This is a genomic window from Xanthomonas graminis pv. graminis, assembly GCF_030168915.1.
Taxonomy (GTDB): domain Bacteria; phylum Pseudomonadota; class Gammaproteobacteria; order Xanthomonadales; family Xanthomonadaceae; genus Xanthomonas_A; species Xanthomonas_A translucens.
Genome location: NZ_CP076255.1, coordinates 4,317,342 through 4,342,465, shown reverse-complemented (window position 1 = coordinate 4,342,465; position 25,124 = coordinate 4,317,342). Strand labels below are relative to the sequence as shown.

Sequence of the window (25,124 nt, the reverse complement as noted above, 5' to 3'; positions counted from 1 at the left end):
TGGCCTAGGCCGGTGGGCCGTCGCTGCGGGGTGCAGGCAGCGCCGATGCCACGATCGCGTGCAGCCGCTGCGCCATGACCTTGCGGTCGGCGCCGTGGTCGAGGGCGATCGGCGCGTGGAAGGTCACCCGCACCACGGCGCCGGACATGCCCAGAAAGCGCAGGACGTGGGCACCGGCCTGCATCGTGCCGTAGAACGCGTAGGCGTCGCGCTCGCCGCCCTGCGCCAGGGGCCGGCCATCGACGGACAGCAGCTGCAGGGTGAACGGTTGCAGCGTCCATGGCCGGGCGTTGCCGGCGCCGCCCAGGAACAGCGAGAACAGGCTCGACTTGAACGCAGCGACGCGCTCGCCGGAGGAGGTGGTGCCTTCGGCGAACAGCACCACGTCGTGGTCGGGGCGGATCTGCGCGGCGACGGCCGCTGCCACGTTGGCCGCGTCGATCCGCCGGCGGCTGATGAACAGGGTTTGCGCCAGTGCGCCGAGGCGGCGCATCCCCGGCCAGCGCTCCATGTCGTTCTTGGCGATGAAGCGCGCGCGCAGCAGGCTGCCCAGCACCACGATGTCGAAATGCGAGAGGTGGTTGCCGACGAACAGGGTGCCGCCGCCGCTGCGCGGCACGCCGACGCGCTCGACGCGGATGCCCATCAGCGTACGCAGGCAGGCGAACCACAGCCGCGGCAGCACGAAGGCGCCGCGGCCGCGGGTGCAGCGCATCAGCAGCCATTGCAGCGGCAGCAACGGCACGCTGATCAGGACCAAGGCGGCGAGCTTGGCGCTCACGCGCAGGGTGGCGAGAACAGTGCCCGCTGCGAGGCGGGACGAGGCGGCGTGGTTCATGGATGACGAAGGGGCGGCGGGGGGGCGGTCGTGTGCGCAGCGCAACGGGCGCCGGCGAGGGGATGCCGCCGGCGCCGCCGATGGTAGCCGACGCTGCCGCGTCCGGCATCTGCGGGCAAGGCCGCGGCGGGATGCCCGCACCTGCAACGGTGCCTGGCGCCATCCGCGCATGCGGCGGCGGCAGCGATAGATCAGGTATTGCCGGATGGGCAACGCAGAGGTTGCTTCGCATAGTCCCAGACGCGGCCTGTGCGCGGTGCGCATCGGCGGCAATCCCTCCATCCATCCTCAAGGAGTCATCCATGTATCCCTCGATCAGAGTCGCGCTGCTTGCCGTCCTCGTCCTGTCGGCCGCGCAGGCGCAGGCGCAGAAAGCCCCGCCGGGCTGCGGCGCACTGCCCACCTATGTGCGCGAAGCCATGCGCGATGTGTCCGCTTGCATCACCATGCCCAATCCGATCGTCGCCTGCGGTGCCGGCGCCGTCGATGTGCAGGTCTTCGGCAACGGCGAGCGGCGCCTGCCCCAGGCCGGCCGCGGCCAGACCTACTACGAGGGCAAGGCGCGGCGCGATCCCGGTGGCGCGGCCGGCACCTATCGGTTGGTGTACCTGGTCACCGACGGCGCCAAGAAGTCGGTCATCGACAAGCGCTACTACTCCGCCGACCACTACCTCAGCTTCTGCGCGATTCCCTGAGCGCTCGCGTGCAGCGTGTCCGCTACGGGCGGGCACGCTGCGCCTGTGGCGTCGTCGGTGGGTCGCAGGCAGGGCGTGCAGCGCGCGCGGCGCACTCGTCGCGGCGGCGGCGCTCGGGTAGACGTTGCCGACTTGACGACGCGCAAGCCGTGTTCCAGCGCCAGCCCCAGTCGTGAGAATCCGCACAGGCCGCCTGCCTGTGTCTCACTGCATCCGGTGGGTTTTCCATGTCCGCTTTCCATCTTCGCGCCGCCGCCGTGCGTTTGAGCGCGCTGTCGGCAGGCTTGTGCATTGCGCTGTCGGCCGCGGCACAGCCTGACGCCGCCCCCGATCCGACCACGCTCGATGCGATCAACGTCAAGGCCGAGCGCGCGCGTACACGGCCGAACAGACCGCGGCGGCGACGCGCCTGTCGCTGGCCGAGCTGTTGACGCTGGTCGTCGGCGCCCGCTACAGCCGCTGGAAGAACGACACCGACGACCTGTACGGCGGCGTGTTCCGCCACGACCACCGCAAGACCGTGCCCTACGCCGGGCTGAGCTACGCGATTACCCCGGTGTATTCGGCGTTCGTCGGCTATCCCGAGATCTTCGACCCGCAGGAAAACCGCCGCCGCGATGGCAGCTTCCTCGATCCGGTACTCGGCAGCAGCCGCGAGATCGGCCTCAAGGGCCGCCATCTCGACGGTCGCCTCAACACCGCGCTGGTGCTGTTCGACACCCGCCAGGACCACGTGGCCGAGGCCGACGTCGGCAAGACCCTGCCCGACGGCCTGACCCAGGCCTACGTGGCGGTGGACGGCACGCGCTCGCGCGGCGTCGAATTGGAGGTGTCGGGCGAGCTGAGCGAAGACTGGAGCGCGTCGTTCGGCTGGTCGCATTTCGAACTGGAAGGCCCGGACGGCGCCGACCTGCGCACCGCGCGACCGCGCACCTTGGTGCGCGTGTTCAGGACCTACCGGCTGCCCGGCCCCTGGAACCGGCTCAGCGTGGGCGGCGGCGTCAACGGGCAGTTCGCCAGCGATGCCGCGGTGGATGGCCCCAACGGCCCGCAGCGCGTGGACCAGGCCTCGGTGACCCTGCTCGGCGCGATGGCGCGCTACGCGTTCAATGCGCAGGCGGCGCTGCAGCTCAACGCCAACAACCTGCTGGACCGCAAGTATTTCGTGCTCGACGAATACAGCAACCTGTACTACGCCGCCGGACGCAATGCGACGCTGAGCTTCCGCTCCGGTTCTGAGCGGCCCCGCGCTGCGCCGTCGGCGCGGCGCGGCATGCCGCGGCAGCAGCGGTTGCGTGAATGCGGGAGCGCGCCGGCGACGTGCCTGCATTGCGTGCGTGATGGCGCGGGCGCGCGCGGTGACGCACAGCGCGCGTGACAACCTGGAGCAGTGGCCGGGCGGCATGACCGGGGCGCAGGCGCGCGCCAGGAGCGCGCGCGCCATCAAAACATGTAGGAGCAACTGTCTTCAGCCGCGACAAGCGCAGTGGCAGGCCTTCCGGTTTCGGAAGTTGTTGCGGCTGAAGCTCCTACAGTGCACTCAGCAGGCGATCCGCAGGCCATGTAGGAGCGGCTTCAGCCGCGACCGAGTCTACGGGGAGAACCTGTCGCGGCTGAAGCCGCTCCTACAGTGGGGCCGATCGCCTGCGTTGCCGAAGGTGCGGGTGGGAGCGCTTAGCGCAGCATCTCGGTGAAGGCGCGGTCGGCCTCGATCACGTCCGGCAGCGCGGCGAACAGCGCGTCCAGGTCCACGTCGTCCAGCAGCGGGCCGCCGACCGCCTGCCGCGCTTCCGGGGTGGCGCCGCCATGGCGCTCCAGCGCATCGGCGACCAGCGACGCCTGCGCCACCACGCGCGGCATCGGCTGGCCGTCCGGCGCCTGCAGCGGGCGTGCCTGGAAGGCGATCGCGGTCTGGATCACCTGCGGCAGCTGCCAGCGCCGCGCCAGTTCGGCGCCCACTTCCGGGTAGCCGAAGCCCAGTTGCACGGTCTCGTCGGCGGCGCGGCCGCTGGAGGACGCGCCCGGATGCAGCTGCGCCGCATAGTCCGGCGCGCCGGTCTGGATCAGCAGCTCGCCGATGTTGTGCATCATCCCGCAGGTGAACGCGGTTTCCGGATCCAGGCCCTTCTGCCGGGCCAGCAACCGGCAGATGCCGGCGACCTCGAAGCTGTGCAGCCAGAACGCGCGCAGGTCGAAATGCGCCGGCGCATGGAACGCGTCGGTCATCGACGAGGCCAGCACCAGGGTGCGCAAGGTGTTGAAGCCCAGGCGCAGCGCCGCGTCCTCGACGCTGGTCGAATCGCGTGCGCCGCGAAACCGCGTCGAGTTGGCCAGGCGCAGCACCTTGGCCGCGATCACCGGGTCGCGCTCGATGCTGCGCGCCACGCTGTCCAGGCTGGTGGTGGGATTGTCGAATTGCAGGATCAGCTCCTGCGCCACCTTGGGAATGGTCGGCAGGGTGTGCAACTGGTCGAACAGCACCTCTAGTTTCATGGGGACCTCAAAACGGAACGGGAAGGGACACCGCCAGCGCAGGGAGTGGGCGGCGCCCGCCATGGGGGCGAACCTCGCGCATCGTAGACCGAATCGCGGCAAGCGGCGTGCACGCCTGGATGTGCGGTTTGGTACAGCTTGCCTGACCTCTGCGGCGCCGTGCCGGCGCTGCGAGACAACATTCGCTTGCGTATGCGCGCAGGCGCCGCGCTCTGCAGGCCGGTTGGCGAAGACACCGCAGCGACAGCGCGAACAGGCCAATGCGTGGCGGTGCGAGCAAGCGGGCGAGCAGGCCGAGCCGCTGCAGACCGCTGCGGCGTCCGCCGGCGCGGCGGCGGACGATGCCCGCGCCAGCGCCGCTTCGCCCGACAGGCACCGCCGACCCGGTGTGTCCACGCCGTGGCGGCTCGCGTCTGGCGCATGTCATCCCGCCGTCACCGGATTGACCCAAACTTGCCTAACTGGGGAGCCGGTCCTAGCGACCGCGCAGCCTTTCTTCTCCGCCAAGGCGACAGGATCGAACGATGAAATACTTAGTGCTGGTGCTGGCATGCGTCCTGGCGGCACCGGTGGCGCTGGCGCAGTCGGGGTATGTGGAGATCGAGCGCCGCTTGAGTGCCGCGCAGTTGCGCGAGGTCGGACTGACCCCGGCCCAGCTGGCCACGCTCAATCGCCTGCTGCGCGACGCCGAGACGCGCCAGGCGGCACAGGCGCCGGCGCGGCCCGCCGCGGTCGCGGGCGCCGCAGTGGGCGACCCCCAGGCCGAGCCGGGCATGCTGATCGGCCTGGACGACGGCCCGATCAGCGCCCGCGTGCAGGGCGAGGTCGCCGGCTGGGCGCCGGGCACCGTGTTCGTGCTGGACAACGGCCAGCAGTGGAAGGTGCTCAAGGGCAGCATGACCCTGCGCACCGCACTGGCTTCGCCGGCGATCAAGGTCGTGCCCGGCATCGCCGGACGCTGGTTCCTGCAGGTGGACGAAGACCTGCCGAAGGCGCGGGTCTACCGGATCCGCTGAGCGCCTGCGTCTATCGCGCGTCATGGAGAAGCGGTTCCAACCGCGACCGATGCAGCAGCAGGAGCGCGGGGCGTCTGCCGCCGCCGGGGCTGATGGCCCAAGGCCACCCAGAGCCCTTTCTGCAGTGCGTACCGCTGGCTCGCCCCCTGTGGGAGCGGCTTCAGTCGCGACGAACGAAGCAGAGAACCTGAGTGCTTCGGATCGCGTCGGATAGCATCGCACTGCCATTGACTACGGCTCCTGTAGGAGCGGTTTCAACCGCGACGCAAGGCCCCGGCAAGAGGACGGCTTCTGCGGCGGGGCAGATGGCCAGACGGCCACCCCGTGCCCCTCCTGCAGGAACACGCTGGCGCCGCGTGCTCATCGCGCACGCCGCCTCACCCCGCCGCGCGCAGCCGCAGGGTCAGCCCCTTGAGGAAGTTGCGCAGCAACTGGTCGCCGCACAGGCGGAAGTTCTTGTGCTCGGGCTGGCGGAACAGCGCCGACAGCTCCGGCTTGGACACCGGGAAGCCGGCCTCGGCGAAGATCTGGTGCATGTCCACGTCCTTCAGCTGGAACGCCACGCGCAGCTTCTTCAGCACCACGTTGTTGCTGACCCGGGTTTCCACCGGGCGCGCCGGCAGGTTGTCGTCGCGGCCGCGGTAGTGGAACACCAGCCCGTCGAGGAAATGCGCCAACACCCGGTCGCTGCATTCGACGAAGCCGTCCTCGTCCTCCTTCTTCAGGTAGGCCGGTACCTCGCTCCTGTCGATCGGGAAGGCCGGATCGGCGAGGTGCACCGTGTCCACGATCATCTGGTCGCTGAGGTCGAGCATGTAGCGGATGGAGCGCAGTACGTCGTTGTTGATCATGGCCGGTCCGGTGCTGCCGGTGGCGTCCGGCGGGGTGCGTAGTCTAGGCCGTGCGGTCGATGGCCGGGTAGGCGCGTGGCGCAACGCCACGCGGCTGCGTCGATGCGATGTGCGCGATCGCCGCGGCTGCCGGCGTTTGCATCGGCCCGCGCATGCGCCATCATCGGCGCATGGACAACACCATCCCCAAACCGAGCGCGGTGCCTGCGCTCAATCCGCGCCAGGAGCAACTGGTCGCGCTGGTGCGGCAACAGGGCTATGCCGAAGTGGAAGGGCTGGCCACGCGTTTCGACGTGACCCCGCAGACCATCCGCCGCGATCTGACGCTGCTGTGCGAGGCCGGCGTGCTGCGCCGCTACCACGGCGGGGTCAGCCTGCCGTCGAGCGTGGAGAACCTGGCCTACACCGCGCGCAAGTCGCTGCAGGCGCTGGAGAAGCGGCGCATCGCCACGCTGCTGGCGCAGCACATCCCCGACGACGCGTCGCTGTTCATCAACATCGGCACCACCAACGAGGACGTGGCGCGCGCCTTGATGGGGCATAGCGGGCTACGGGTAATCACCAACAACCTCAACGTGGCGGTGATGATGAGCGCCAATCCGAGCTTCGAGGTGATGGTCGCCGGTGGCCGCGTGCGCGGCCGCGACCAGGGCGTCACCGGCGAGGCCACGATCGAGCTGATCCGCCAGTTCAAGGTGGATTTCGGCGTGATCGGCATTTCCGGCATCGACCCGGACGGCACCTTGCTGGATTTCGATTTCCACGAGGTGCGGGTGGCGCAGGCCATCATCGAGCACTCGCGGCAGGTGTTCCTGGCCGCCGACCACAGCAAGCTCGGCCGCAACGCGATGGTCCGGCTCGGGCCGATCGCGCGGGTCCAGGCCTGGTTCACCGACCGCGCGCCGCCGCCGGAGCTGGCCGTGGTGCTGGACGAGGCCGGGACCCGCGTGTTCGTCGCCGAGGACGCTGCCGAAGGCGAGGCCGAGGCGGAAACGGTGGCCGGCGACCAGGCCGATCTGGACTGAGCCGCGCCGCCCGCCGGCGTGCAGCGGACGCCGGGTCACCGCGGGCATCAACGGCGGATGCGGCGATCCCCATTGCGGGTGCGTTTATGTTCGTATCATTTCGTTATTGTGACGTTACATGCTGCCGGGAGTCGCTATCGGCGGGAGGCCGTCTGCCGCAAATGAAGCGGTCGCCACACGCCCATGCCGCCCGCAGCAAGGCTTTGCGCTGACGCTACGCTGCACTGCAGCGTGCTATGTTCGAAAATGTTCGTTTACGATCTTTTCGTCCCTCGTCGTCGCCCCCGGCCTTTCCGCCGCGGACACGACGCTTCCGGAGTCAGGCAATGCGCGAGATTTACGATGTGCTGGTGGTCGGTGGCGGCATCAACGGCGTGGGCATCGCCCGCGATGCGGTGGGCCGTGGCCTGTCGGTGTGCCTGTGCGAGCGCGACGACCTCGCCTCGCATACCTCCAGCGCCAGCACCAAGCTGATCCACGGCGGGCTGCGCTACCTGGAGCAGTACGAGTTCGCGCTGGTCGGCAAGGCGCTGGCCGAGCGCGAAGTGCTGCTGCGCCTGGCCCCGCACATCATCTGGCCGCTGCGCTTCCTGCTGCCGCACCAGCCGCACCTGCGCCCGGCGTGGATGATCCGCACCGGCCTGTTCCTGTACGACCATCTCGGCCGCGGCCGCCGCACCCTGCCGGGCTCCAGGCGCATGGCGCTGCGCTCTGATCCGGTCGGCGCGCCGCTGCGCGAGGAATTCCGCACCGGCTTCGTTTATTCCGACGCCTGGGTGCAGGACGCGCGGCTGGTGGTGCTCAATGCGATGGACGCAGCGCAACGCGGCGCGCGGATCCTGACCCGCACCCGCTGCGTCGCCGCGCGCCGCGTCGGCGGCGTCTGGCAGGTGCAGCTGGAGCATGCCGATGGCGGCCGCCAGGATCTGCAGGCGCGCGCCCTGGTCAATGCCGCCGGGCCGTGGGCGGTGCAGTTCCTGGACGACGTGGCCAAGGTCGGCCACGGCCACGCGCTGCGCCTGGTCAAGGGCAGCCACATCGTGGTGCCGCGGCTGTTCGAGCACGACCATGCGTACATCTTCCAGCAGCCCGACCGGCGCATCGTGTTCGCGATCCCCTACGAGCACGACTTCACCTTGATCGGCACCACCGACGTGGACTACCGCGCCGATCCGTCCGCGCCGAAGATCGATGCCGAGGAGACGCGCTACCTGTGCGAGGCGGCCAACCGCTACTTCCTCAAGCAGATCGCGCCCGACGACGTGGTGTGGAGCTACAGCGGCGTGCGCCCGCTGCTCGACGACGAGGAGGACAACGCCGCTGAGGTCACCCGCGACTACCTGCTGGAACTGGACGCGGACGCCGGCGCGGCCTTGCTCAACGTGTTCGGCGGCAAGCTCACCACCTACCGCAAGCTGGCCGAGGAGGCGGTGGACCGGCTGGTCGCGCACGCCGGGCGCAAGGCGTCGGCGTGGACCGCGCGCGGCGCGCCGCTGCCCGGCGGCGAGCGCCGCGACATCGGCGTGCTGGCGCAGGAACTGCGTGCGGCGCGGCCGTGGCTGAGCGAGGCGACCGCAACGCGGCTGGCGCGCAACTACGGCACCCGCGCGGTGCAGTTGCTGGGCGCCGCGGCCTCGCTGCAGCAACTGGGCGAACACTTCGGCGCCGACCTGTACCAGGCGGAAGTGGACTACCTGCGTGCGCACGAATGGGTGACCCAGGCCGACGACCTGCTGTGGCGCCGCAGCAAGCTCGGCCTGCGCATCGACGCCGCCGGCCGCCAGCGCCTGATCGACTATCTGCAACAGGCGCCGGCCGCGGTGGCCGCCGCGCCCGCATGAGGCAAGCACCGCGGCCGGCGTGCCCTGTTCCGGGCGCCGGCCGTGCGTGCGCAATCGCCGCGCGCATCGGCAACCGCCGCCGCGCGCGAACCTGGGAACGACCGTGGAGGGTGGCAGGCATGTACAAGACGACGACCGGGATGACCGGCAAGACGACGACCGCAATGCAGGAGCAGCGCGCATGAACCGGCAACTGCTTGGTGAACTGATTTCCGAGGCGGTGGCGATGGTGATCATCATCGCCTTCGGCTGTTCGGTGGCGTGCATGTATGTGTTGTACGACCCCAGTCCGTACCAGAACGCCTACTGGGGCGTGTGCATCGCCTGGGGCCTGGCGGTGACGATCGCGATCTACGCCACCGGCTCGGTCTCCGGCACCCACGCCAATCCGGCGGTGACCCTGGCGCTGGCGCTGTTTCGCGGGTTCGCCTGGAACAAGGTGCTGCCGTACTGGGTGGCGCAGGTGGTCGGCGGGTTTCTCGGTGCGGGCATCGTCTACCTGCTGTTCGCGCCGGTGATCGACCACTACAATCAGGCCCATCAGCTGACCCGCGAAGCGGGCGGCGCGGCCGGCGTGTTCTTCACCGCGCCGGGCCTGGCGATCACCCCGATGCATGCGCTGCGCGACCAGGTGATCCTGACCGCGTTCCTGATCTTCGGCATCTTCGCCATCACCGAGCGCTACAACGAGGCGGCGCCCACCGCCAATTCCGGTGCGCTGATCATCGGCCTGCTGGTGGCGACCATCGGCGCCTCGATGGGCTACCTGGAAGCGTGGGCGATCAATCCGGCGCGCGATTTCGGGCCGCGCCTGTTCGCCTACTTCGCCGGCTGGGGCTCCTCGGCGCTGCCGTCGGCCAACAACTACTGGTGGATCCCGATCGTCGGCCCGCTGATCGGCGGCGTGATCGGCGGCGGCGCTTATCAGCTGCTGATCTATCCGTTCCTGCCGGCGCGGGTGAAAGCGCTCGAGGAAGAAGCAGCGGCGTCGCGCCGGGCCTGAGCCGGCGCGCGGTATCCAGTGCCGGCGCCGCCGGCACGTCCCCAATCATTGCGGGCGCCGCCGCGGCGCGCGCCTCACGACCCCCGCAGGAGTCACCGATGGAAAAGAAATTCATCCTGGCCATCGACCAGGGCACCACCAGTTCGCGCGCGATCCTGTTCGACCGCAAGGGCCACATCGCCGGCATGGCGCAGCGCGAGTTCGGGCAGATCTTCCCGCAGCCGGGCTGGGTGGAGCACAACCCGCGCGAGATCATGACCAGCGTCTACACCACGATCACCGAACTGCTGAACAACCAGCAGGTGGACGCGAGCGCGATCGCCGGCATCGGCATCACCAACCAGCGCGAGACCGCGGTGGTGTGGGACCGCGCCACCGGCCAGCCGATCTACAACGCCATCGTCTGGCAGTCGCGGCAGACCAAGGACATCTGCGAACAGCTCAAGGCCGCCGGCCACGAGGACATGGTGCGGGCCAAGACCGGGCTGCTGATCGATGCGTATTTCTCCGGCACCAAGGTCAAGTGGATCCTCGACCACGTCGAAGGCGCGCGCGAACGCGCGCAGCGCGGCGAACTGGCGTTCGGCACCATCGACAGCTGGCTGATCTGGAACCTCACCGCCGGCAAGGTCCACGTCACCGACTACACCAACGCCTCGCGCACGCTGCTGTACAACATCCACGAATTGCGCTGGGACGAGGAGCTGCTGCAGATGCTCGACATCTCCGCCTCGATGCTGCCCGAGGTGCGGTCTTCCAGCGAGGTCTACGGCACCACCCAGGGCCAGTATTTCTACGGCCACGAAGTGCCGATCGCCGGCATCGCCGGCGACCAGCAGGCGGCGCTGTTCGGCCAGGCCTGTTTCGAGCCGGGCATGGCCAAGAACACCTACGGCACCGGCTGTTTCATGCTGATGAACACCGGCGAGAAAGCGGTGGAATCCAAGAACGGCTTGCTCACCACCATCGCCTGGGGCGTGGACGGCAAGGTCGAATACGCGCTGGAAGGGGCGATCTTCGTCGCCGGTTCGGTGGTGCAGTGGCTGCGCGACGGCCTGCGCATGTTCGGCAAGGCCAGCGACTCGCAGTCCTATGCCGAACGCGCCGGCGACAACGACGGCGTGTACTTCGTGCCGGCCTTCGTCGGCCTGGGCGCGCCGTACTGGCGCAGCGACATCCGCGGCGCGGTGTTCGGCCTGACCCGCGGTACCACCAAGGAACATTTCATCCGCGCCGCGATCGAATCGATGGCCTACCAGACCCGCGACGTGCTGACCGCAATGCAGGTCGATTCGGGCATCGAGCTGAAGGAACTGCGCGCCGACGGCGGCGCGATCAGCAACGACTTCATGGCCCAGTTCCAGAGCGACATCCTCGACGTGCCGGTGCTGCGCCCGGAAGTGGCGGAAACCACCGCGCTGGGCGCCGCCTACCTGGCCGGCCTGGCGACGGGCTTCTGGAAGGATCGCGCCGAGATCGCGCAGCAGTGGGCGGTGGACCGCCGCTTCGAGCCGAGCATGCCGGCCGAACGCCGCGAGGAACTGTATGCCGGCTGGCAACAGGCGGTGGAGGCGACGATGGGGTTCCGGATTCGCTAGCCATCGCCATCGCTATCGCTATTGCTCTCTGTAGGAGCGGCTTCAGCCGCAACCGGAGCGTTACCGGTAACGTTCGGTCGCGGCTGAAGCTCCTACAGAGATTTTCAGGGATTTTTTCAGGCCGGACGCTAGACGTACTGCGTCGGCCCACGCGGTCCCGGCACCGGGGCATCGACGTTGCCGACCGGATCGCTGATCGGCGGGATGGTCGGATCGATCGGCTGGTCCGGGATCGGATCCACCGGCCGGTCCGGGGTCGGGTCCACGCCGGGATTGGGGACCTGTCCCGGCACCTCGTTTGGCGGTTGCTGCGGATCCTGGCCGTGGTTGGGATTCTGCATCTGCATATGCACCTCATGATTCGGAAACCAGGCTGCACCGTGCGCGCCGCGCCAAACGCAGCGCGTGAAGCGCGAGGCAAGGGCGGATGAAGGCGCGCAAGCGGCAAAGCGTGATGTCTCCCCAAGCTATGGTCAGGCGGCCGCAAAAACCGCGCTGGGCGTGCCCTGGCGAGCGTTGGACCGCGTTGCGCAACGGCATGCTCGCCGCAAGCGCTGGCGGCGCGGCCGCCGCTGCGGCATGCTGCCGCCGCATGCGCCGCTACGACCTGATCATCTTCGATTTCGACGGCACCCTGGCCGATTCCTTCGCCTGGTTCCTGGACAGCATCAACGACGTTGCCGACGCGTTCGGCTTCCGCCGCTTCGCGCCGGAGCGGCTGCAGGAAATCCGCAGCCTGAGCGCGCGCGCTGATGGCGCGCAGCGGCATCCGCTGGTGGCGGGTGCCGGCGGTGGCGCGGCACATGCGCGCGCTGATGGCCGCGCAGATCGAGCGCATCGCCCTGTTCGACGGGGTGGCCGAGTTGCTGGACGCGCTCGCGCAGGCCGGCGTGCAGCTGGCGCTGGTGACCTCCAACAGCCGCGACAATGTCGAGCGCGTGCTCGGCGCCGAACTGACCGCGCGCTTCCGCCACATCGGCTGCGGTGCCGCGGTGCTGGGCAAGCGCCGCAAGCTGCGCGCTGCGCTCAGTGCGTGCCGGGTAGCGGCCACGCGCGCGCTGTGCGTGGGCGACGAGATCCGCGATGCCGACGCCGCACGCCAGGCCGGCATCGCCTTCGCCGGCGTCGCTTGGGGCTACACCCTGCCGGCCGCGCTGCAGCCGCACACCCCGCTGCCGCTGCTGCAACACCCGGCCGACCTGTGGGACCGGCTGGGCCTGCCAAGCCCGGCCTGAGCGCGGCCTGGGTCGCATCGGTGAACGCTGCGCCCAGCCATTCTCGGCTCCCGATTCCCCGCTCCCGGTCCGTTCGGAGTCCCGCCGCGCCAGCGAACTGCGCTCCCAACCATTCCCGATTCCTCATTCCCGGCCCAATGCTGCACCGCAACGTGCTGTTCACTTGTGATTGATATATTCATATACGAACAGCTGGCAGGCAGCGTCCGCAATGGCGGCGCCGCGAGCCGGCACCATCCGATCTAGCCCACGTGGGCGGAGGCGTGCCATGCGCAACCCCAGCAGCAACCGGTCCCGGAGCGCGCGCGGGCCGTGCGCGGCGGCCATCGGCGCGGACGCCGGCAGGTGCCGTTGAACGTCGTCAGCGCCGCCGCCGAACCAGGCGCGATCGCGCAGCGCCCGCTGGTGGGCCGCAGCGGCGTGCGCATCGCCACGCTGGGCTTCGGCGCCGCGCCGATCGGCAATCTGTACGCGGAAGTGGACGATGCGGTGGCGTTGGCCGCGGTCGCCGACGCCCATGCCGCCGGCATCCGCCACTTCGACACCGCGCCGTATTACGGCTACGGGCTGAGCGAGCGCCGGCTCGGGCAGGGCCTGCGCGGCTTGCCGCGTGCCAGCTACACGCTGTCGACCAAGGTCGGGCGCCGCGTCTACGACCAGGCCGGCGCCGCGCCGGGGCGCGACGGTTTCGCCGTGGCCGGGCGCGGCGCCGCGTTCGACTACAGCCGCGACGGCGTGCTGCGCGAATTCGAGGCCAGCCTGCAGCGGCTCGGCACCGACCATGTGGACGTGCTGCTGCTGCACGACATCGGCCGCCTCACCCACGGCGAACGTCACCCGGCGATGCTGCGCCAGGCGCTGGACGAGGCCTTGCCGGCGATGGCCGAGCTCAAGGCCAGCGGCGCCTGCCGCGCGATCGGCATCGGCGTCAACGAGGAAGACATCGCGCTGGAACTGATGCCGCTGTTCCCGCTGGACTGCGTGATGCTGGCCGGCCGCTACACCTTGCTCGAACAGCACGCGGCGCAGCGGATCATGACGCAGGCGCTGCAGCACCAGATCGGCATCCTGGTCGCCGGGCCGTACAGCTCGGGCCTGCTCAGCGACGCGCGCGGCCCCGGCGACACCTACAACTACGCGCCGGTGGACCCGGCCACGCTGGCGCACGCGCAGCGCCTGTTCGCCGCCTGCGCGGCGCAGGGCGTGGACGTGGGCGCGGCCGCGCTGCAGTTCCCGCTCGCGCACCCGGCGGTCGCCGCGGTGGTCGCCGGCATGCGCACGCCGGCCGAGGTGGCCAGTGCCGCCGCGCGCCTGCACGCGCCGATCCCGCCGCTGCTGTGGCAACAGTTGCGCGACCACGGCTTGCTGCAGGCGCAGGTGCCGACGCCGTGAACCTGGTCGATGCCCACGTGCACTTCTGGCAGCTGGCGCGCGGCGACTACGATTGGCTGACGCCCGAACTGGCCGCGCTGTATCGCGATTTCGTGCCCGAAGACCTGAGCGCCACGCTCGCTGCGCACGGCGTGGACGCGATCGTCGTGGTGCAGGCGGCGCAGACCGAAGCGGAGACCCGCTACCTGCTGCAGCTGGCGCGTGCGCAGCCGCGCATCGCCGGCGTGGTCGGCTGGATCGATTTCGAGGCCGGCGACGCCGCCGCGCGCATCGCCGCGCTGTGCGCCGAGGGCGATGGCCTGCTCAAGGGCCTGCGGCCGATGGTGCAGGACCTGGCCGATCCGCAGTGGCTGGCGCGGCCGCAGCTGGACCCCGCGTTCGACGCGCTGCTGCGGCACGACCTGGCGTTCGACGCGCTGGTCAAGCCGCTGCACCTGCCGGCGCTGCAGGCGCGGCTGCAGCGCCATCCGCAACTGCGCGTGGTGCTCGACCATGCCGCCAAGCCGGCGATCGGCGGCGCCGGTTTCGCCGCCTGGGCCGACGGCCTGGCGCAGCTGGCGAAGCACCCGAACGTGCTGTGCAAGCTGTCCGGCCTGCTCACCGAACTGCCCGCCGGCGCCGACCTCGCCGCGATCGAGCCGTACGTGGCGCAGGTGTTCGCCAGCTTCGGCGCGCAGCGGGTGATGTGGGGCAGCGACTGGCCGGTGCTGATCCAGCGCGCCGGCTATGGCGACTGGCTGGCGCTGGCGCAGGCGCTGGTCGCGCGCCATGCCGCCGGCCACGCCGCCGACGTGTTCGCCGGCACCGCACGCCGTTTCTACCGTTTGCCCGAGCCGATTCCTTCCCCCTGAGCGAGAGTGCCCCACCATGACCACGACCGCGTTTCATCCCCGGAGCCGCGCATGAGCGGCCGTCTGCAAGGCAAGCGTTGCCTGATCACCGCCGCCGGCGCCGGCATCGGCCGCGAGAGCGCGCTGGCCTGCGCGCGCGAAGGCGCGCAGGTGCTGGCCACCGACATCGATGCCGCCGCACTGCAGGCGCTGGCCGCCGACTCCGATGCGATCGTCACCCAGACCCTGGACGTGACCGACGCCGCCGCGATCCAGGCGCTGGTCGCGGCGAACGCGCCGTTCGACGTGCTGTTCAACTGCGCCGGCTACGTGCACCAGGGCAGCATCCTGGACTGCGACGAGCCGGCATGGCGGCGTTCGTTCGCGATCAACGTCGATGCGATGTACTACCTGTGCCAGGCGGTGTTGCCGGGCATGCTGGCGCAGGGCCACGGCAGCATCGTCAACATGTCTTCGGTGGCCTCCAGCATCAAGGGCGTGCCCAACCGCTTCGCCTACGGCGTGACCAAGGCCGCGGTGATCGGGCTGAGCAAGGCCATCGCCGCCGACTACGTGGCCAAGGGCATCCGCTGCAACGCGATCTGCCCGGGCACGATCAAGACGCCGTCGCTGGGCCAGCGGGTCAAGGCGCTGGGTGGCGACGAGCAGGCGGTGTGGAAGAGCTTCACCGACCGTCAGCCGATGGGCCGCCTCGGCGACCCGCGCGAGATCGCGCAGCTGGTGGTGTACCTGGCCTCGGACGAGGCCTCGTTCACCACCGGCCAGACCCACATCATTGACGGCGGCTGGTCGAACTGACCGCGCCTGCCTTCCACTTCCAAGAGGACATGCCATCATGAAACTGCTGCGCTACGGCGAACCCGGCCACGAACGTCCGGCCCTGCTCGACGCCGACGGCCACCTGCGCGACCTGTCCGCGGTCATCGACGATGTCGCCGGCGAACACCTCACCGCCGCCGGCCTGGACAAGCTGCGCGCGCTCGATGCGGCCACGCTGCCCAAGGTGGAGGGCGAAGTGCGCTACGGGCCGGCCGTGGGCCGCGTCGGCAAGTTCATCTGCGTCGGCCTGAACTACGCCGACCACGCCGCCGAGTCGGGCATGGCGGTGCCGGAGATGCCGGTGCTGTTCATGAAGGCCACCACCGCGATCAGCGGCCCCAACGACACCGTGACGATTCCGCGCGGCTCGAAGAAGAGCGACTGGGAAGTGGAGCTGGGCGTGGTGATCGGCGATGTCGCCCGCGACGTGGCGCTGGAAGACGCGCTCAAGCACGTGGCCGGCTATGCGGTGATCAACGATCTGTCCGAGCGCGAATTCCAGCTCGAGCATGGCGGGCAGTGGGTCAAGGGCAAGAGCTGCGACGGCTTCGGCCCGCTCGGCCCGTGGCTGGTCACCGCCGACGAGGTCGCCGACCCGCAGAACCTGTCGATGTGGCTGGAGGTCAACGGCCATCGTTACCAGAACGGCAACACGCGCACGATGGTGTTCGGCGTGGCCGAGCTGGTCAGCCACATCAGCCGCTACATGACGCTGATGCCGGGCGATGTGATCAGCACCGGCACGCCGCCGGGCGTGGGCCTGGGGCAGAAGCCGCCGATCTACCTCAAGCCGGGCGACGTGATGGCGCTGGGCATCGAAGGCCTGGGCGAGCAGCGCCAAGCCGTGATCGCCCACCCGCGCGACGCGCAGTGACGCTCTAAAGCCCCTCTCCCCTGGGCCTGATTAGCGCTGTGTCTCAGCTGGTGATGCTGCCTTGGTTTAGAAATGCAGGTTCTTCAGTGAGATACGGCGATGACGCTCAATCGGATCCAGTTCCAAAAGGGGCTTTCGATTCCGGCTTTTCTGAGCCGCTACGGCTCCGAGGCGCAATGTGTCGAGGCCTTGGTTCAGGCCAGGTGGCCCAATGGCTTCGTGTGTCCGCAGTGCGGACACACGCATGCCAGTGGCTTTGAGCGGGGACGCCAGCACCTGTGGCAGTGCGCGCGCTGCCGGGTACAGACCAGCTTGACCGCCGGCACGCCCATGGCAGACACCAAGCTTCCCTTGCGGGTGTGGTGGCTGGCCATCTATCTGGTGAGCCAAGCCAAGAACGGAATTGCTGCGCTGGAACTGGCTCGGCAACTGGGCGTGTGCTATCGCACTGCATGGCGGATCAAGCACAAAGTGATGTCGGCGATGGCCGATCGTGAGCAGTCACGCCGGCTCGACGGAGAGGTCCAGATCGATGATGCCTATCTGGGCGGCGAACGCGCCGGTGGTCCAGGCCAACCGCAGTGGCGCAATAAAGTGCCGTTTATTGCAGCGGTTTCCCTGCATCAAGGGCGCCCGCGCTATCTCCGCCTGGATGTGGTCTCCAGCTTCCGAAGAAGCGTCGTGCACACGTGGGCTCAGCAGGCACTGGCACCGGGCACCCATGTCGTCAGTGATGGGCTGACAGCGTTCACCGGTGTGGGCTGGGCAGGCCTGACCCACGATGCCATCGTGACCGGAAGCGGCCGCAAAGGCGTCCAGCAGCCTCGTCTGCGTTGGGTCAATACGATCCTGGGCAATCTCAAAACGGCGCTTAGCGGCACCCACCATGCGGTGGACTTCCCCAAATACGGCGCGCGCTACCTGCATGCGCATGCCTACCGCTTCAATCGCCGCTTCAACCTGGCCGCCATGGTGCCGCGCCTGGCCAGTGCCCTGGCCGGCGCGGGAAGGCTCACAGAGCAGCAACTGCGTACGACAGCTGAGACACAGCGCTAATCAGGTCCCCTGGGGAGAGGGGTTGGGGTGAGGGTACGGGGCGAAGCCACCTCGCCATCCATTTGGATGCGGTCCTCGCTCGCGCCTTCGCGTCCCGCGTGTGCAACACCGCTGCGTGCTTCTACTGCGTTCGTGTTTTTGCGGGAGGCGGCAGTCGTGCACTCCCGCACCCTCACCCCAACCCCTCTCCCGGGGGAGAGGGGCTTGTCCACTGCAGTTTCTTCTTTCTCTACCGCTTCACCGACCAGGATCCCCATGAGCAAAATCGTCGCCCTCGAGACCTTCGACGTGCGTTTCCCCACTTCGCGCGAACTGGATGGTTCCGATGCGATGAATCCGGATCCGGACTACTCGGCCGCCTATCTGCGGCTGCGCACCGATACCGACGACGGCCTCGCCGGCTACGGTCTGGTGTTCACCATCGGCCGCGGCAACGATGTGCAGAGCGCGGCGATCGCGGCGCTGTCGCAGCATGTGGTCGGGCGCGACGTGGACGCGGTGATCGGCGACCTGGGCGGCTTTGCGCGCAGCCTCACCGACGATTCGCAGCTGCGCTGGCTGGGCCCGGAGAAGGGGGTGATGCACATGGCCATCGGCGGCGTCATCAACGCCGCCTGGGACATGGCCGCGCGCCGCGCCGGCAAGCCGCTGTGGCGCTACATCGCCGAGCTGTCGCCGGAGCAGCTGGTGGCGACCATCGACTTCCGTTATCTCAGCGATGCGCTGACCCCGGACGAAGCGCTGGCGCTGCTGCGCGCCGCCGAACCGCAGCGCGCCGAACGCCTGCAGACGCTGCTCGAACAGGGCTATCCGGCCTACACCACCTCGCCCGGCTGGCTCGGCTACTCCGACGAAAAGCTGGTGCGCCTGGCCAGGGAAGCGGTGGCCGACGGCTTCCGCACGATCAAGCTCAAGGTCGGCGCGAATGTGCAGGACGACATCCGCCGTTGCCGCCTGGCACGCGCAGCGATCGGCCCGGACATCGCGATGGCGGTGGACGCCAACCAGCGCTGGGACGTGGGCCCGGCGATCGCCTGGATGCGCCAGCTGGCCGAATTCGACATCGCCTGGATCGAGGAGCCGACCAGCCCCGACGACGTGCTTGGCCATGCCGCGATCCGCCAGGGCATCGCGCCGGTGCCGGTGTCCACCGGCGAGCACACGCAGAACCGCGTGGTGTTCAAGCAACTGCTGCAGGCCGGCGCGGTGGACCTGATCCAGATCGACGCCGCGCGCGTGGGCGGGGTCAACGAGAACCTGGCGATCCTGCTGCTGGCGGCGAAGTTCGGCGTGCGCGTGTTCCCGCATGCCGGCGGCGTGGGCCTGTGCGAGCTGGTGCAGCATCTGGCGATGGCCGATTTCGTCGCCATCACCGGCAAGATGGAGGACCGTGCGATCGAATTCGTCGATCACCTGCACCAGCACTTCGTCGATCCGGTGCGGATCGCACACGGCCGCTACCTGGCGCCGACGCTGCCGGGCTTCTCGGCCGAGATGCACGCGCACTCGGTCAGCCAGTACCTGTATCCGGACGGCCCGTTCTGGAGCGCGGACCTGGCCGCGCAGCAGGCCTAGCGCGACAAGCGTGCGCGGCCCCGTGCCGCGCACGCGCCCCTGTAGGAGCGGCTTCAGCCGCGACGAACCAAGCCAGGAACCTTGGCGGTTTTGCTTGTCTGTCGCGGCTGAAGCCTCCTACAGTGCACCCTGCGAGCAAGCTGCAAGTCTCCTGTAGAGCGGCTTCAGCCGCGACGAACGCAGTGGTGGCCCTGATGGCTTCGCAAGCTATCGGGACCGAAGTGCTTTCGCAGTGCCACTGCCTGCATCGCGTACGAATCCTGTAGGAGCGGCTTCAGCCGCGACGCGCTCTACCGATGCAATCTGTCGCGGCTGAAGCTCCTACAGGGTGGTCTTTCGGCGGCGCGGGGACCGTTTGCCTCAGTCGCGCTCCTGCATCCGCGCCTGCTCCACCAGCGCCGCCTGCAGCGAAAAGATCTGCAGCGCCTCGCGCCATTTCTCGCCCGGCGCCGAACCCGGCAGCGGCTTCTGGAAGCGCCACATCAACGCCTCCCAGGCCTGCACGCGCGGGTCGGCCGCATCCGCGGCGGCCTTGGCCGCGGGCGAATAATCGTCGTCCACCTCCATCAGCATCACCAGGCGGTCGCCGCAGCGGTGGATGTCCAGTTCGCGGATGCCAGCGTTGCGCAACGAGGCGACGATCTCCGGCCATACCGTGTCGGGGCGATGCCAGCGTTCGTACTCGGCGATCAGCGCCGGGTCGTCGTGCAGGTCGAGCAGATAGCAGTGACGCGGCATCTCAGGCTCCCGCCGCGGTGGCGCGCGTCGCGGCCGCGCGGTCGCGCGCATAGGACGCGAACACCAGGATCACCGCGAAGCACAGCGCCGGCACCGTCATCGCCCAGTGGATGCCGGCACGGTCGGACAGTGCGCCCATCAGCGCGGTCAACGCCGCGCCGCCGATGATCGCCATCACGATCAGCGAGGAGCCGAGCTTGCGCGCGTCGTCGTCCAGCCCATCCAGGCCCAGCGCGAAGATGGTCGGGAACATCACCGACATGAACACGCTGCTGGCCACCAGCGCGTACAGTCCGGTCCAGCCCGGCAACGCGATCGCCACGCCGCACAGCAGCAGGTTGAGCAGCGCGAACGCGCCCAGCAACACCGCTGGCGACACGAAGCGCAACAAGGCGGTGCCGATGAAGCGGCCGGCCATGAACAGCACCAGCGAGACGGTCAGGAAGCTGGCCGCGGTCTTTTCCGGGGTGCCCGGCACCGCGTCCTGCAGGTAGCGGATCAGGAAGCTCCAGATGCCGACCTGGGCGCCGACGTAGAAGAACTGCGCGACCACCGCGAACACGAAGCGGCGGTTGCGCAGCAACGGGCCGAAATAGGCCTTGCCGCCGCTGGCCGCCGCGCCGCTGTCACGGGTGACCGGGAAGCGGGTCACTCCGATCAACAGCGCCCACAGCACCACCACCGCGCCGATGATCAGGTACGGGGTCTGCACCGCCGCCGATTCGGCGGCGAAGAAGCTGGCGCGCGCGGCCGGCGCCATCGCCGCCAGTTGCTGCGGCGTGTGCTCCACGCCGGACAGGATGAAGTGCTGGCCGATCAGCACGCCGGTGATCGAGCCCAGCGGATTGAACGCCTGCGCCAGATTCAGCCGCCGCGCCGCGCCCTCGGCCGGGCCGAGCACGGTGACCAGCGGATTGGCGGTGGTTTCCAGGAACGCCAGGCCGCTGGCGATCACGAACAGCGCCAGCAGGAACAAGCCGTAGGTGTGCTCCTGCGCGGCCGGGTAGAACAGGAACGCACCTGTGGCGTACAGCAGCAGGCCGAGCACCACCGCCGCCTTGTAGCTGAAGCGGCGCATGAACATCGCCGCCGGGATCGCGAACACGAAGTAGCCCAGGTAGAACGCGCTCTGCACCAGTCCGGCCTGCAGGTCGGACAGCTCGAAGGCCTTCTTGAACTGCTTGATCAGGATGTCGTTGAGGTTGTTCGCCATGCCCCACAGAAAGAACAGGCTGACGATCAGCACCAGGGGCACGATGGCGGTACGCGCCAGGCTGCCGGGCGCCGCTGTTGCGGTGTCGCTGCTGTAGTGCATGCCGCCTACCCCTCCCAGGATGTGCCGCGTCGCGTTGATTGTGGCCGGAGCGTACTGCGCCCGCTGTCGCCATGCAAATATAAAATTCGTGTTTATATTTGCATGGCGCGATCGGGCGAGCGTCGTGCCCGAGCACGGGCGCGGGCTGGCGTCGCAAGCGTCCGCGTCGGCGTCCGCGCGTCGGACCTGGCGGGCGCTTTGGACATCCGCGCCGCAGGCGCGGGCCGGGTGCGTCGCGCCTCTGCGCACGGACATTCCCTGTACCCTAGCGCCCTTCCACTCCCCCCCCCTGCCTGGCCTCGACGGAATGACCACGCCCCCGCCCAAGTACCGTGCTCCCGCCCTGGACAAGGGCCTGGACATCCTGGAACTGCTGGCGCGCGACGCGCGGCCGATGACGATGAGCGAGATCTCGCAGGGCATCGGCCGTTCGCGCGGGGAGATCTTCCGCATGCTGCAGGTGCTGGAAGAACGCGGCTACCTGACCAAGGGGCCGGGCGAGGGCGGCTACGTGCTGACCAACCGCCTGTTCATGCTCGGCATGCAGCAACCCCAGGTGCAGAACGTCACCGAGGCGGCGCTGCCGGTGATGCGCCGGCTGGCCGATGCGATCCGCCAGCCCTGCCACCTGGTGGCGCCGTCGGACGACCAGATCGTGGTCATCGCGCAGATGGACGTGCCCAGCGACCTGGGCCTGGTGGTGCGCCCGGGCCACCGCCGCCCGCTCGCGCATTCCACCTCCGGCCTGGTGCTGTTCGCGTTCCAGCACGAAGACGCGCAGGCGCGGTTGCTGCAGCGCCTGGACGCCGGCGACGTGGCCTACGACCGCGCCGCGTTCCTCGCCGCCGCCGCGCAGGTGCGCGCGCTGGGCTACAGCATCCACCCCAGCGAAGCGGTGGTGGGCGTGATCGACCTGACCGCGCCGATCCTGCAGCACGGCAGCGCCATCTACACGCTCACCGTGCCCTTCATCGAACGCCGCCCGCAGGAAATCGATGCGCAGGCGGCGATGCAGGCGGTGTGCGCGGCGGCGGCGGAGATCAGTGCGGCGTTGGGTGGGTAGCCTGTCGCGCGGTACGCACGGCACTTTGCCAGGCTGCGGTTGCGCAGGTGGCAAACCCGGCATCAGCCTGATGGCAGGGACATAGGTTGGGGGGAGAGCCGTGCTTACCTGGGAGGACGCCGTCACCGTCGCTGCCATCGTCGCGGTCGTTGCTTCCATCGCGTGGCTTGTGTGGCTTCAGCGCCGTCGTGATCATTGGCTGGAGCAGGCGGTGGAGGAATCCTTCCGGCGCGTTTCCCTGACCAGCGATGGCGTGCTCCTCACCGGTGTGGATCTGGTCGTGGTGAAGAAGGTGCAGCAATTCATGGACGCCAATTACGATGCGTCCTTCATGTTCGATAGCGAAGCCATGAACGGCAGCAACGCGTTCTGGTATTGCAGGGGACACGGCGCGCGCTGGTTCCTGGCGATCCCGAAGGTCAGCACGTGCCGCGGTGGTGTGGACGTGCGCTGGGTGCTGCGTCCGCTGAGCGAGCAACGTGCGCACGCGGTGCTGCGCTTCGATCGTGTGGCGTATCGGCGCGCGTTCGGCGAGACGCCCGATTAGGCGTAGCGACGCTCGCGACGGCGCGGTCAGCGCAGGCGTCGGTCACCTGAATCATCCTTGCCTCGTAGACGGGTGCAACAGACCCGAAAGACGCTGTTGCACCGCAGCGTGCATTGGTCACGGTTTCATAATTATATCGTAATTACAATTTTGGCCGGCCCCGCCGCCAGGCGCTGCCGCCCTCCATTCGCCGACGGAAAGCTTTATGCCTCAGGACTGGAACACACTCGCCGACAACCGCCGGCAACGCCTGCAGCGCGCCGCCGGGCTGGCGCGCGGGCGGCTGGTGGAGGCCAAGGACGCGGTGGCGCTGCTGGAGGCGGTGATCGAGCCGGGCGACCGCGTGTGCGTGGAGGGCAACAACCAGAAACAGGCCGATTTCCTCTCGCAATGCCTCACCGAGGTCGATCCGGCGCGGGTGCACGGGCTGCACCTGCTGCAGTCGGTGCTGGCGCTGCCGGCGCACCTGGACGTGTTCGAACGCGGTATCGCGCAGCGCCTGGATTTCTCCTTCTCCGGGCCGCAGGCGCTGCGTCTGGCGCGGCTGGTCGCCGACAAGCGCATCGAGATCGGCGCGATCCACACTTACCTGGAACTGTTCGGCCGCTACTTCGTCGACCTGACCCCGCGCGTGGCGCTGGTCGCCGCGCAGGCCGCCGACCGCCACGGCAATCTCTACACCGGGCCGAACACCGAGGACACGCCGGTGATCGCCGAGGCCACCGCGTTCAAGGGCGGCATCGTCATCGCCCAGGTCAACGAGATCGTGGACACGCTGCCGCGCGTGGACATCCCCGCCGACTGGGTCGGCTACGTGGTGCAGGCGCCGCGCCCGCACTACATCGAACCGCTGTTCACCCGCGACCCGGCGCAGATCTCCGAGATCCAGGTGCTGATGGCGATGATGGCGATCAAGGGCATCTACGCCGAGTACGGCGTGGACCGGCTCAACCACGGCATCGGGTTCGATACTGCGGCGATCGAACTGCTGCTGCCGACCTACGCCGAGTCGCTCGGCCTGCGCGGCAAGATCTGCCGGCATTGGGCGCTGAATCCGCATCCGGCGCTGATCCCGGCGATCGAGTCGGGTTTGGTCAAGTCGGTGCATTCGTTCGGCTCGGAGCTTGGCATGGAGAAGTACATCGCCGCGCGCGCCGACGTGTTCTTCGCCGGCCCCGACGGGTCGATGCGCTCCAACCGCGCGTTCGCGCAGACCGCCGGCCTGTACGCCTGCGACATGTTCATCGGCTCCACGCTGCAGATCGATCTGCAGGGCAACAGTTCCACCGCCACCCGCGACCGCATCGCCGGCTTCGGCGGTGCGCCGAACATGGGCTCGGATGCGCGCGGCCGCCGCCACGGCAGCGACGCCTGGCTCAAGGCCGGGCGCGAGGCCGCGCGCCCTGGCGAGATGCCGCGCGGACGCAAGCTGGTGGTGCAGATGGTGGAGACCTTCCGCGAACACATGGCGCCGGCCTTCGTCGAGCGGCTCGACGCCTGGGAACTGGCCGAGCGGGCCAACATGCCGCTGCCGCCGGTGATGATCTACGGCGACGACGTCAGCCACGTGCTGACCGAAGAAGGCATCGCCAACCTGCTGCTGTGCCGGACGCCGGAGGAACGCGAACAGGCGATCCGCGGCGTGGCCGGCTACACCGCGGTGGGCCTGGGCCGCGACAGGCGCATGGTCGAGAACCTGCGCGATCGCGGCGTGATCCGTCGCCCCGAAGACCTGGGCATCCGCCTGCGCGACGCCAGCCGCGATCTGCTGGCCGCGCGCAGCGTCAAGGATCTGGTGCGCTGGTCCGGCGGCCTGTACGCGCCGCCGCAACGTTTCCGCAACTGGTAAGGGATATCGATGGAAACCCTTCGCTATCGCTACGACGGGCGCCTGGCGCCGAACGGCCGGCGCGACCACGTGCTGGTCGGCGTGGTGGCTTCCGGCAATCTGGAAGTGCTGATCGAACCGCAGGACCTGGGCGGGGCGATGCAGATCGAAATCGTCACCGCCGCCGACGGCTTCGGCACGATCTGGCAGGCGGTGCTCGACGATTTCGCCGCGCGCCATCCGCTGCGCGACGTACGCATCTCGATCAACGATGTCGGCGCCACCCCGGCGGTGGTCGGCTTGCGCCTGGACCAAGCGGTGGAAGCCTTGCAGGAGGAGGCGTGATGCGTTCCATCCGCACATCCGCCATCGCCGTGCTCCCTGTAGGAGCGGCTTCAGCCGCGACGGTGTCCGCAGCCGACGATAGTTCGGTTACGTTCGTCGCGGCTGAAGCCGCTCCTACAGGGGATG

The 25,124-nt window shown here is 69.2% G+C and carries 25 protein-coding genes and 1 pseudogene; 20 read left to right on the top strand and 6 right to left on the bottom strand.

Translation table 11 applies throughout. The features are described 5' to 3' along the window. Nucleotides 1-4: 4 nt before the first annotated feature. Nucleotides 5-838, bottom strand: a complete 834-nt coding sequence (locus tag KHF85_RS18925; protein ID WP_345782170.1) for a lysophospholipid acyltransferase family protein — start codon at nucleotides 836-838, stop codon at nucleotides 5-7. Between the two features lie 302 nt (nucleotides 839-1,140). On the opposite strand from KHF85_RS18925, the gene KHF85_RS18920 reads away from it, so the two are divergent. The 3 genes from KHF85_RS18920 (at nucleotide 1,141) to KHF85_RS18910 (ending at nucleotide 2,911) form a co-directional block, all read left to right on the top strand. Then, complete coding sequence (locus KHF85_RS18920) at nucleotides 1,141-1,533, top strand: ribonuclease domain-containing protein (RefSeq protein ID WP_064540731.1); 393 nt, start codon at nucleotides 1,141-1,143, stop codon at nucleotides 1,531-1,533. Nucleotides 1,534-1,760: 227 nt separating this feature from the next. Then, nucleotides 1,761-1,964: a hypothetical protein gene (locus tag KHF85_RS18915; RefSeq protein WP_284567846.1), complete on the top strand. Its 204-nt coding sequence runs from the start codon at nucleotides 1,761-1,763 to the stop codon at nucleotides 1,962-1,964. Further along, entirely contained in the window at nucleotides 1,961-2,911 is a 951-nt protein-coding gene (locus tag KHF85_RS18910; RefSeq protein WP_284567845.1) for a TonB-dependent siderophore receptor, read from the top strand. Before KHF85_RS18915 ends, KHF85_RS18910 begins: the two co-directional genes overlap by 4 nt. A gap of 296 nt (nucleotides 2,912-3,207) precedes the next feature. Here KHF85_RS18910 and KHF85_RS18905 read toward each other — a convergent pair whose 3' ends face one another. Continuing rightward, nucleotides 3,208-4,026, bottom strand: a complete 819-nt coding sequence (locus KHF85_RS18905; RefSeq protein ID WP_064539554.1) for an HDOD domain-containing protein — start codon at nucleotides 4,024-4,026, stop codon at nucleotides 3,208-3,210. A gap of 524 nt (nucleotides 4,027-4,550) precedes the next feature. Between KHF85_RS18905 and KHF85_RS18900 the strand changes: the two genes are divergently transcribed. After that, complete coding sequence (locus KHF85_RS18900) at nucleotides 4,551-5,042, top strand: hypothetical protein (protein WP_284567844.1); 492 nt, start codon at nucleotides 4,551-4,553, stop codon at nucleotides 5,040-5,042. Nucleotides 5,043-5,419: 377 nt separating this feature from the next. Here the strand turns inward: KHF85_RS18900 and KHF85_RS18895 are convergent, their stop codons facing one another. Next, nucleotides 5,420-5,893: a YehS family protein gene (locus KHF85_RS18895; RefSeq protein ID WP_284567843.1), complete on the bottom strand. Its 474-nt coding sequence runs from the start codon at nucleotides 5,891-5,893 to the stop codon at nucleotides 5,420-5,422. 152 nt (nucleotides 5,894-6,045) lie between these two features. Between KHF85_RS18895 and KHF85_RS18890 the strand changes: the two genes are divergently transcribed. The 4 genes from KHF85_RS18890 to glpK all read left to right on the top strand — a co-directional run bounded on the left by KHF85_RS18890 (nucleotide 6,046) and on the right by glpK (nucleotide 11,360). Further along, complete coding sequence (locus KHF85_RS18890; RefSeq protein WP_345782169.1) at nucleotides 6,046-6,918, top strand: DeoR family transcriptional regulator; 873 nt, start codon at nucleotides 6,046-6,048, stop codon at nucleotides 6,916-6,918. A gap of 326 nt (nucleotides 6,919-7,244) precedes the next feature. After that, entirely contained in the window at nucleotides 7,245-8,759 is a 1,515-nt protein-coding gene (gene glpD / locus KHF85_RS18885) for a glycerol-3-phosphate dehydrogenase (protein WP_284567841.1), read from the top strand. Between the two features lie 181 nt (nucleotides 8,760-8,940). Beyond that, entirely contained in the window at nucleotides 8,941-9,762 is an 822-nt protein-coding gene (locus tag KHF85_RS18880) for an MIP/aquaporin family protein (protein WP_064539550.1), read from the top strand. A gap of 98 nt (nucleotides 9,763-9,860) precedes the next feature. Next, nucleotides 9,861-11,360 carry a glycerol kinase GlpK gene (gene glpK, locus KHF85_RS18875; protein ID WP_284567840.1) on the top strand — a complete coding sequence of 500 codons (1,500 nt, stop codon included), beginning with the start codon at nucleotides 9,861-9,863 and terminating at the stop codon, nucleotides 11,358-11,360. Between the two features lie 128 nt (nucleotides 11,361-11,488). On the opposite strand, the gene KHF85_RS18870 is transcribed toward glpK, so the two are convergent. After that, nucleotides 11,489-11,707, bottom strand: a complete 219-nt coding sequence (locus KHF85_RS18870; RefSeq protein WP_284567839.1) for a hypothetical protein — start codon at nucleotides 11,705-11,707, stop codon at nucleotides 11,489-11,491. A gap of 80 nt (nucleotides 11,708-11,787) precedes the next feature. Between KHF85_RS18870 and KHF85_RS20525 the strand changes: the two are divergent. From KHF85_RS20525 to KHF85_RS18830, 8 genes and pseudogenes are all read left to right on the top strand, one after another. Next, nucleotides 11,788-12,048, top strand: a pseudogene (locus KHF85_RS20525) (hypothetical protein); the annotation flags it as partial. 64 nt (nucleotides 12,049-12,112) lie between these two features. Next, a complete protein-coding gene (locus KHF85_RS18860) occupies nucleotides 12,113-12,595 on the top strand; it encodes an HAD-IA family hydrolase (RefSeq protein WP_284567838.1) in 483 nt (160 codons plus the stop codon). A 387-nt stretch (nucleotides 12,596-12,982) separates the two neighbouring features. Next, complete coding sequence (locus tag KHF85_RS18855; protein ID WP_409976718.1) at nucleotides 12,983-13,987, top strand: aldo/keto reductase; 1,005 nt, start codon at nucleotides 12,983-12,985, stop codon at nucleotides 13,985-13,987. Next, a complete protein-coding gene (locus KHF85_RS18850; RefSeq protein WP_284567837.1) occupies nucleotides 13,984-14,838 on the top strand; it encodes an amidohydrolase family protein in 855 nt (284 codons plus the stop codon). The genes KHF85_RS18855 and KHF85_RS18850 overlap by 4 nt, the downstream gene beginning before the upstream one ends. 51 nt (nucleotides 14,839-14,889) lie before the next feature. After that, on the top strand, nucleotides 14,890-15,636 hold the full coding sequence (locus KHF85_RS18845; protein WP_053839423.1) for an SDR family oxidoreductase: 747 nt from the start codon (nucleotides 14,890-14,892) through the stop codon (nucleotides 15,634-15,636). A gap of 37 nt (nucleotides 15,637-15,673) precedes the next feature. Further along, nucleotides 15,674-16,531: a fumarylacetoacetate hydrolase family protein gene (locus KHF85_RS18840; RefSeq protein ID WP_284567836.1), complete on the top strand. Its 858-nt coding sequence runs from the start codon at nucleotides 15,674-15,676 to the stop codon at nucleotides 16,529-16,531. Nucleotides 16,532-16,630: 99 nt separating this feature from the next. Continuing rightward, nucleotides 16,631-17,587 carry an IS1595 family transposase gene (locus KHF85_RS18835; protein ID WP_284566649.1) on the top strand — a complete coding sequence of 319 codons (957 nt, stop codon included), beginning with the start codon at nucleotides 16,631-16,633 and terminating at the stop codon, nucleotides 17,585-17,587. Between the two features lie 255 nt (nucleotides 17,588-17,842). Then, the gene (locus KHF85_RS18830) at nucleotides 17,843-19,162 is read left to right on the top strand and encodes an L-fuconate dehydratase (RefSeq protein WP_284567835.1); all 1,320 of its coding nucleotides are present in this window, start codon (nucleotides 17,843-17,845) and stop codon (nucleotides 19,160-19,162) included. A 360-nt stretch (nucleotides 19,163-19,522) separates the two neighbouring features. Here KHF85_RS18830 and KHF85_RS18825 read toward each other — a convergent pair whose 3' ends face one another. Together KHF85_RS18825 and fucP are read right to left on the bottom strand one after the other, a co-directional pair. Further along, nucleotides 19,523-19,900: an L-rhamnose mutarotase gene (locus tag KHF85_RS18825; protein WP_284567834.1), complete on the bottom strand. Its 378-nt coding sequence runs from the start codon at nucleotides 19,898-19,900 to the stop codon at nucleotides 19,523-19,525. 1 nt (nucleotide 19,901) lies between these two features. After that, nucleotides 19,902-21,215 carry an L-fucose:H+ symporter permease gene (gene fucP / locus KHF85_RS18820; RefSeq protein WP_284567833.1) on the bottom strand — a complete coding sequence of 438 codons (1,314 nt, stop codon included), beginning with the start codon at nucleotides 21,213-21,215 and terminating at the stop codon, nucleotides 19,902-19,904. A gap of 307 nt (nucleotides 21,216-21,522) precedes the next feature. On the opposite strand from fucP, the gene KHF85_RS18815 reads away from it, so the two are divergent. The 4 genes from KHF85_RS18815 (at nucleotide 21,523) to mdcC (ending at nucleotide 24,998) form a co-directional block, all read left to right on the top strand. Then, entirely contained in the window at nucleotides 21,523-22,278 is a 756-nt protein-coding gene (locus KHF85_RS18815; protein WP_284567832.1) for an IclR family transcriptional regulator, read from the top strand. Between the two features lie 100 nt (nucleotides 22,279-22,378). Then, entirely contained in the window at nucleotides 22,379-22,825 is a 447-nt protein-coding gene (locus KHF85_RS18810) for a hypothetical protein (RefSeq protein ID WP_284567831.1), read from the top strand. Nucleotides 22,826-23,030: 205 nt separating this feature from the next. Next, nucleotides 23,031-24,674 (top strand): malonate decarboxylase subunit alpha, encoded by a 1,644-nt coding sequence (gene mdcA, locus KHF85_RS18805; RefSeq protein ID WP_284567830.1) that lies wholly within the window; start codon nucleotides 23,031-23,033, stop codon nucleotides 24,672-24,674. A 9-nt stretch (nucleotides 24,675-24,683) separates the two neighbouring features. Continuing rightward, nucleotides 24,684-24,998 carry a malonate decarboxylase acyl carrier protein gene (gene mdcC / locus KHF85_RS18800; protein ID WP_003476499.1) on the top strand — a complete coding sequence of 105 codons (315 nt, stop codon included), beginning with the start codon at nucleotides 24,684-24,686 and terminating at the stop codon, nucleotides 24,996-24,998. Nucleotides 24,999-25,124 lie beyond the last annotated feature (126 nt).

Bases quoted from the DNA above. Each gene is read 5' to 3' on its own strand.
- mdcA (WP_284567830.1), top strand. From the start codon at position 23,031: ATGCCTCAGGACTGGAACACACTCGCCGACAACCGCCGGCAACGCCTG.
- KHF85_RS18915 (WP_284567846.1), top strand. From the start codon at position 1,761: ATGTCCGCTTTCCATCTTCGCGCCGCCGCCGTGCGTTTGAGCGCGCTG.
- KHF85_RS18880 (WP_064539550.1), top strand. From the start codon at position 8,941: ATGAACCGGCAACTGCTTGGTGAACTGATTTCCGAGGCGGTGGCGATG.
- KHF85_RS18905 (WP_064539554.1), bottom strand. From the start codon at position 4,026: ATGAAACTAGAGGTGCTGTTCGACCAGTTGCACACCCTGCCGACCATT.
- KHF85_RS18840 (WP_284567836.1), top strand. From the start codon at position 15,674: ATGAAACTGCTGCGCTACGGCGAACCCGGCCACGAACGTCCGGCCCTG.
- KHF85_RS18830 (WP_284567835.1), top strand. From the start codon at position 17,843: ATGAGCAAAATCGTCGCCCTCGAGACCTTCGACGTGCGTTTCCCCACT.
- KHF85_RS18815 (WP_284567832.1), top strand. From the start codon at position 21,523: ATGACCACGCCCCCGCCCAAGTACCGTGCTCCCGCCCTGGACAAGGGC.
- KHF85_RS18895 (WP_284567843.1), bottom strand. From the start codon at position 5,893: ATGATCAACAACGACGTACTGCGCTCCATCCGCTACATGCTCGACCTC.
- KHF85_RS18845 (WP_053839423.1), top strand. From the start codon at position 14,890: ATGAGCGGCCGTCTGCAAGGCAAGCGTTGCCTGATCACCGCCGCCGGC.
- fucP (WP_284567833.1), bottom strand. From the start codon at position 21,215: ATGCACTACAGCAGCGACACCGCAACAGCGGCGCCCGGCAGCCTGGCG.
- mdcC (WP_003476499.1), top strand. From the start codon at position 24,684: ATGGAAACCCTTCGCTATCGCTACGACGGGCGCCTGGCGCCGAACGGC.
- KHF85_RS18825 (WP_284567834.1), bottom strand. From the start codon at position 19,900: ATGCCGCGTCACTGCTATCTGCTCGACCTGCACGACGACCCGGCGCTG.
- KHF85_RS18835 (WP_284566649.1), top strand. From the start codon at position 16,631: ATGACGCTCAATCGGATCCAGTTCCAAAAGGGGCTTTCGATTCCGGCT.
- KHF85_RS18870 (WP_284567839.1), bottom strand. From the start codon at position 11,707: ATGCAGATGCAGAATCCCAACCACGGCCAGGATCCGCAGCAACCGCCA.
- KHF85_RS18920 (WP_064540731.1), top strand. From the start codon at position 1,141: ATGTATCCCTCGATCAGAGTCGCGCTGCTTGCCGTCCTCGTCCTGTCG.
- KHF85_RS18890 (WP_345782169.1), top strand. From the start codon at position 6,046: ATGCGCCATCATCGGCGCATGGACAACACCATCCCCAAACCGAGCGCG.
- glpD (WP_284567841.1), top strand. From the start codon at position 7,245: ATGCGCGAGATTTACGATGTGCTGGTGGTCGGTGGCGGCATCAACGGC.
- glpK (WP_284567840.1), top strand. From the start codon at position 9,861: ATGGAAAAGAAATTCATCCTGGCCATCGACCAGGGCACCACCAGTTCG.
- KHF85_RS18860 (WP_284567838.1), top strand. From the start codon at position 12,113: ATGGCGCGCAGCGGCATCCGCTGGTGGCGGGTGCCGGCGGTGGCGCGG.
- KHF85_RS18925 (WP_345782170.1), bottom strand. From the start codon at position 838: ATGAACCACGCCGCCTCGTCCCGCCTCGCAGCGGGCACTGTTCTCGCC.
- KHF85_RS18900 (WP_284567844.1), top strand. From the start codon at position 4,551: ATGAAATACTTAGTGCTGGTGCTGGCATGCGTCCTGGCGGCACCGGTG.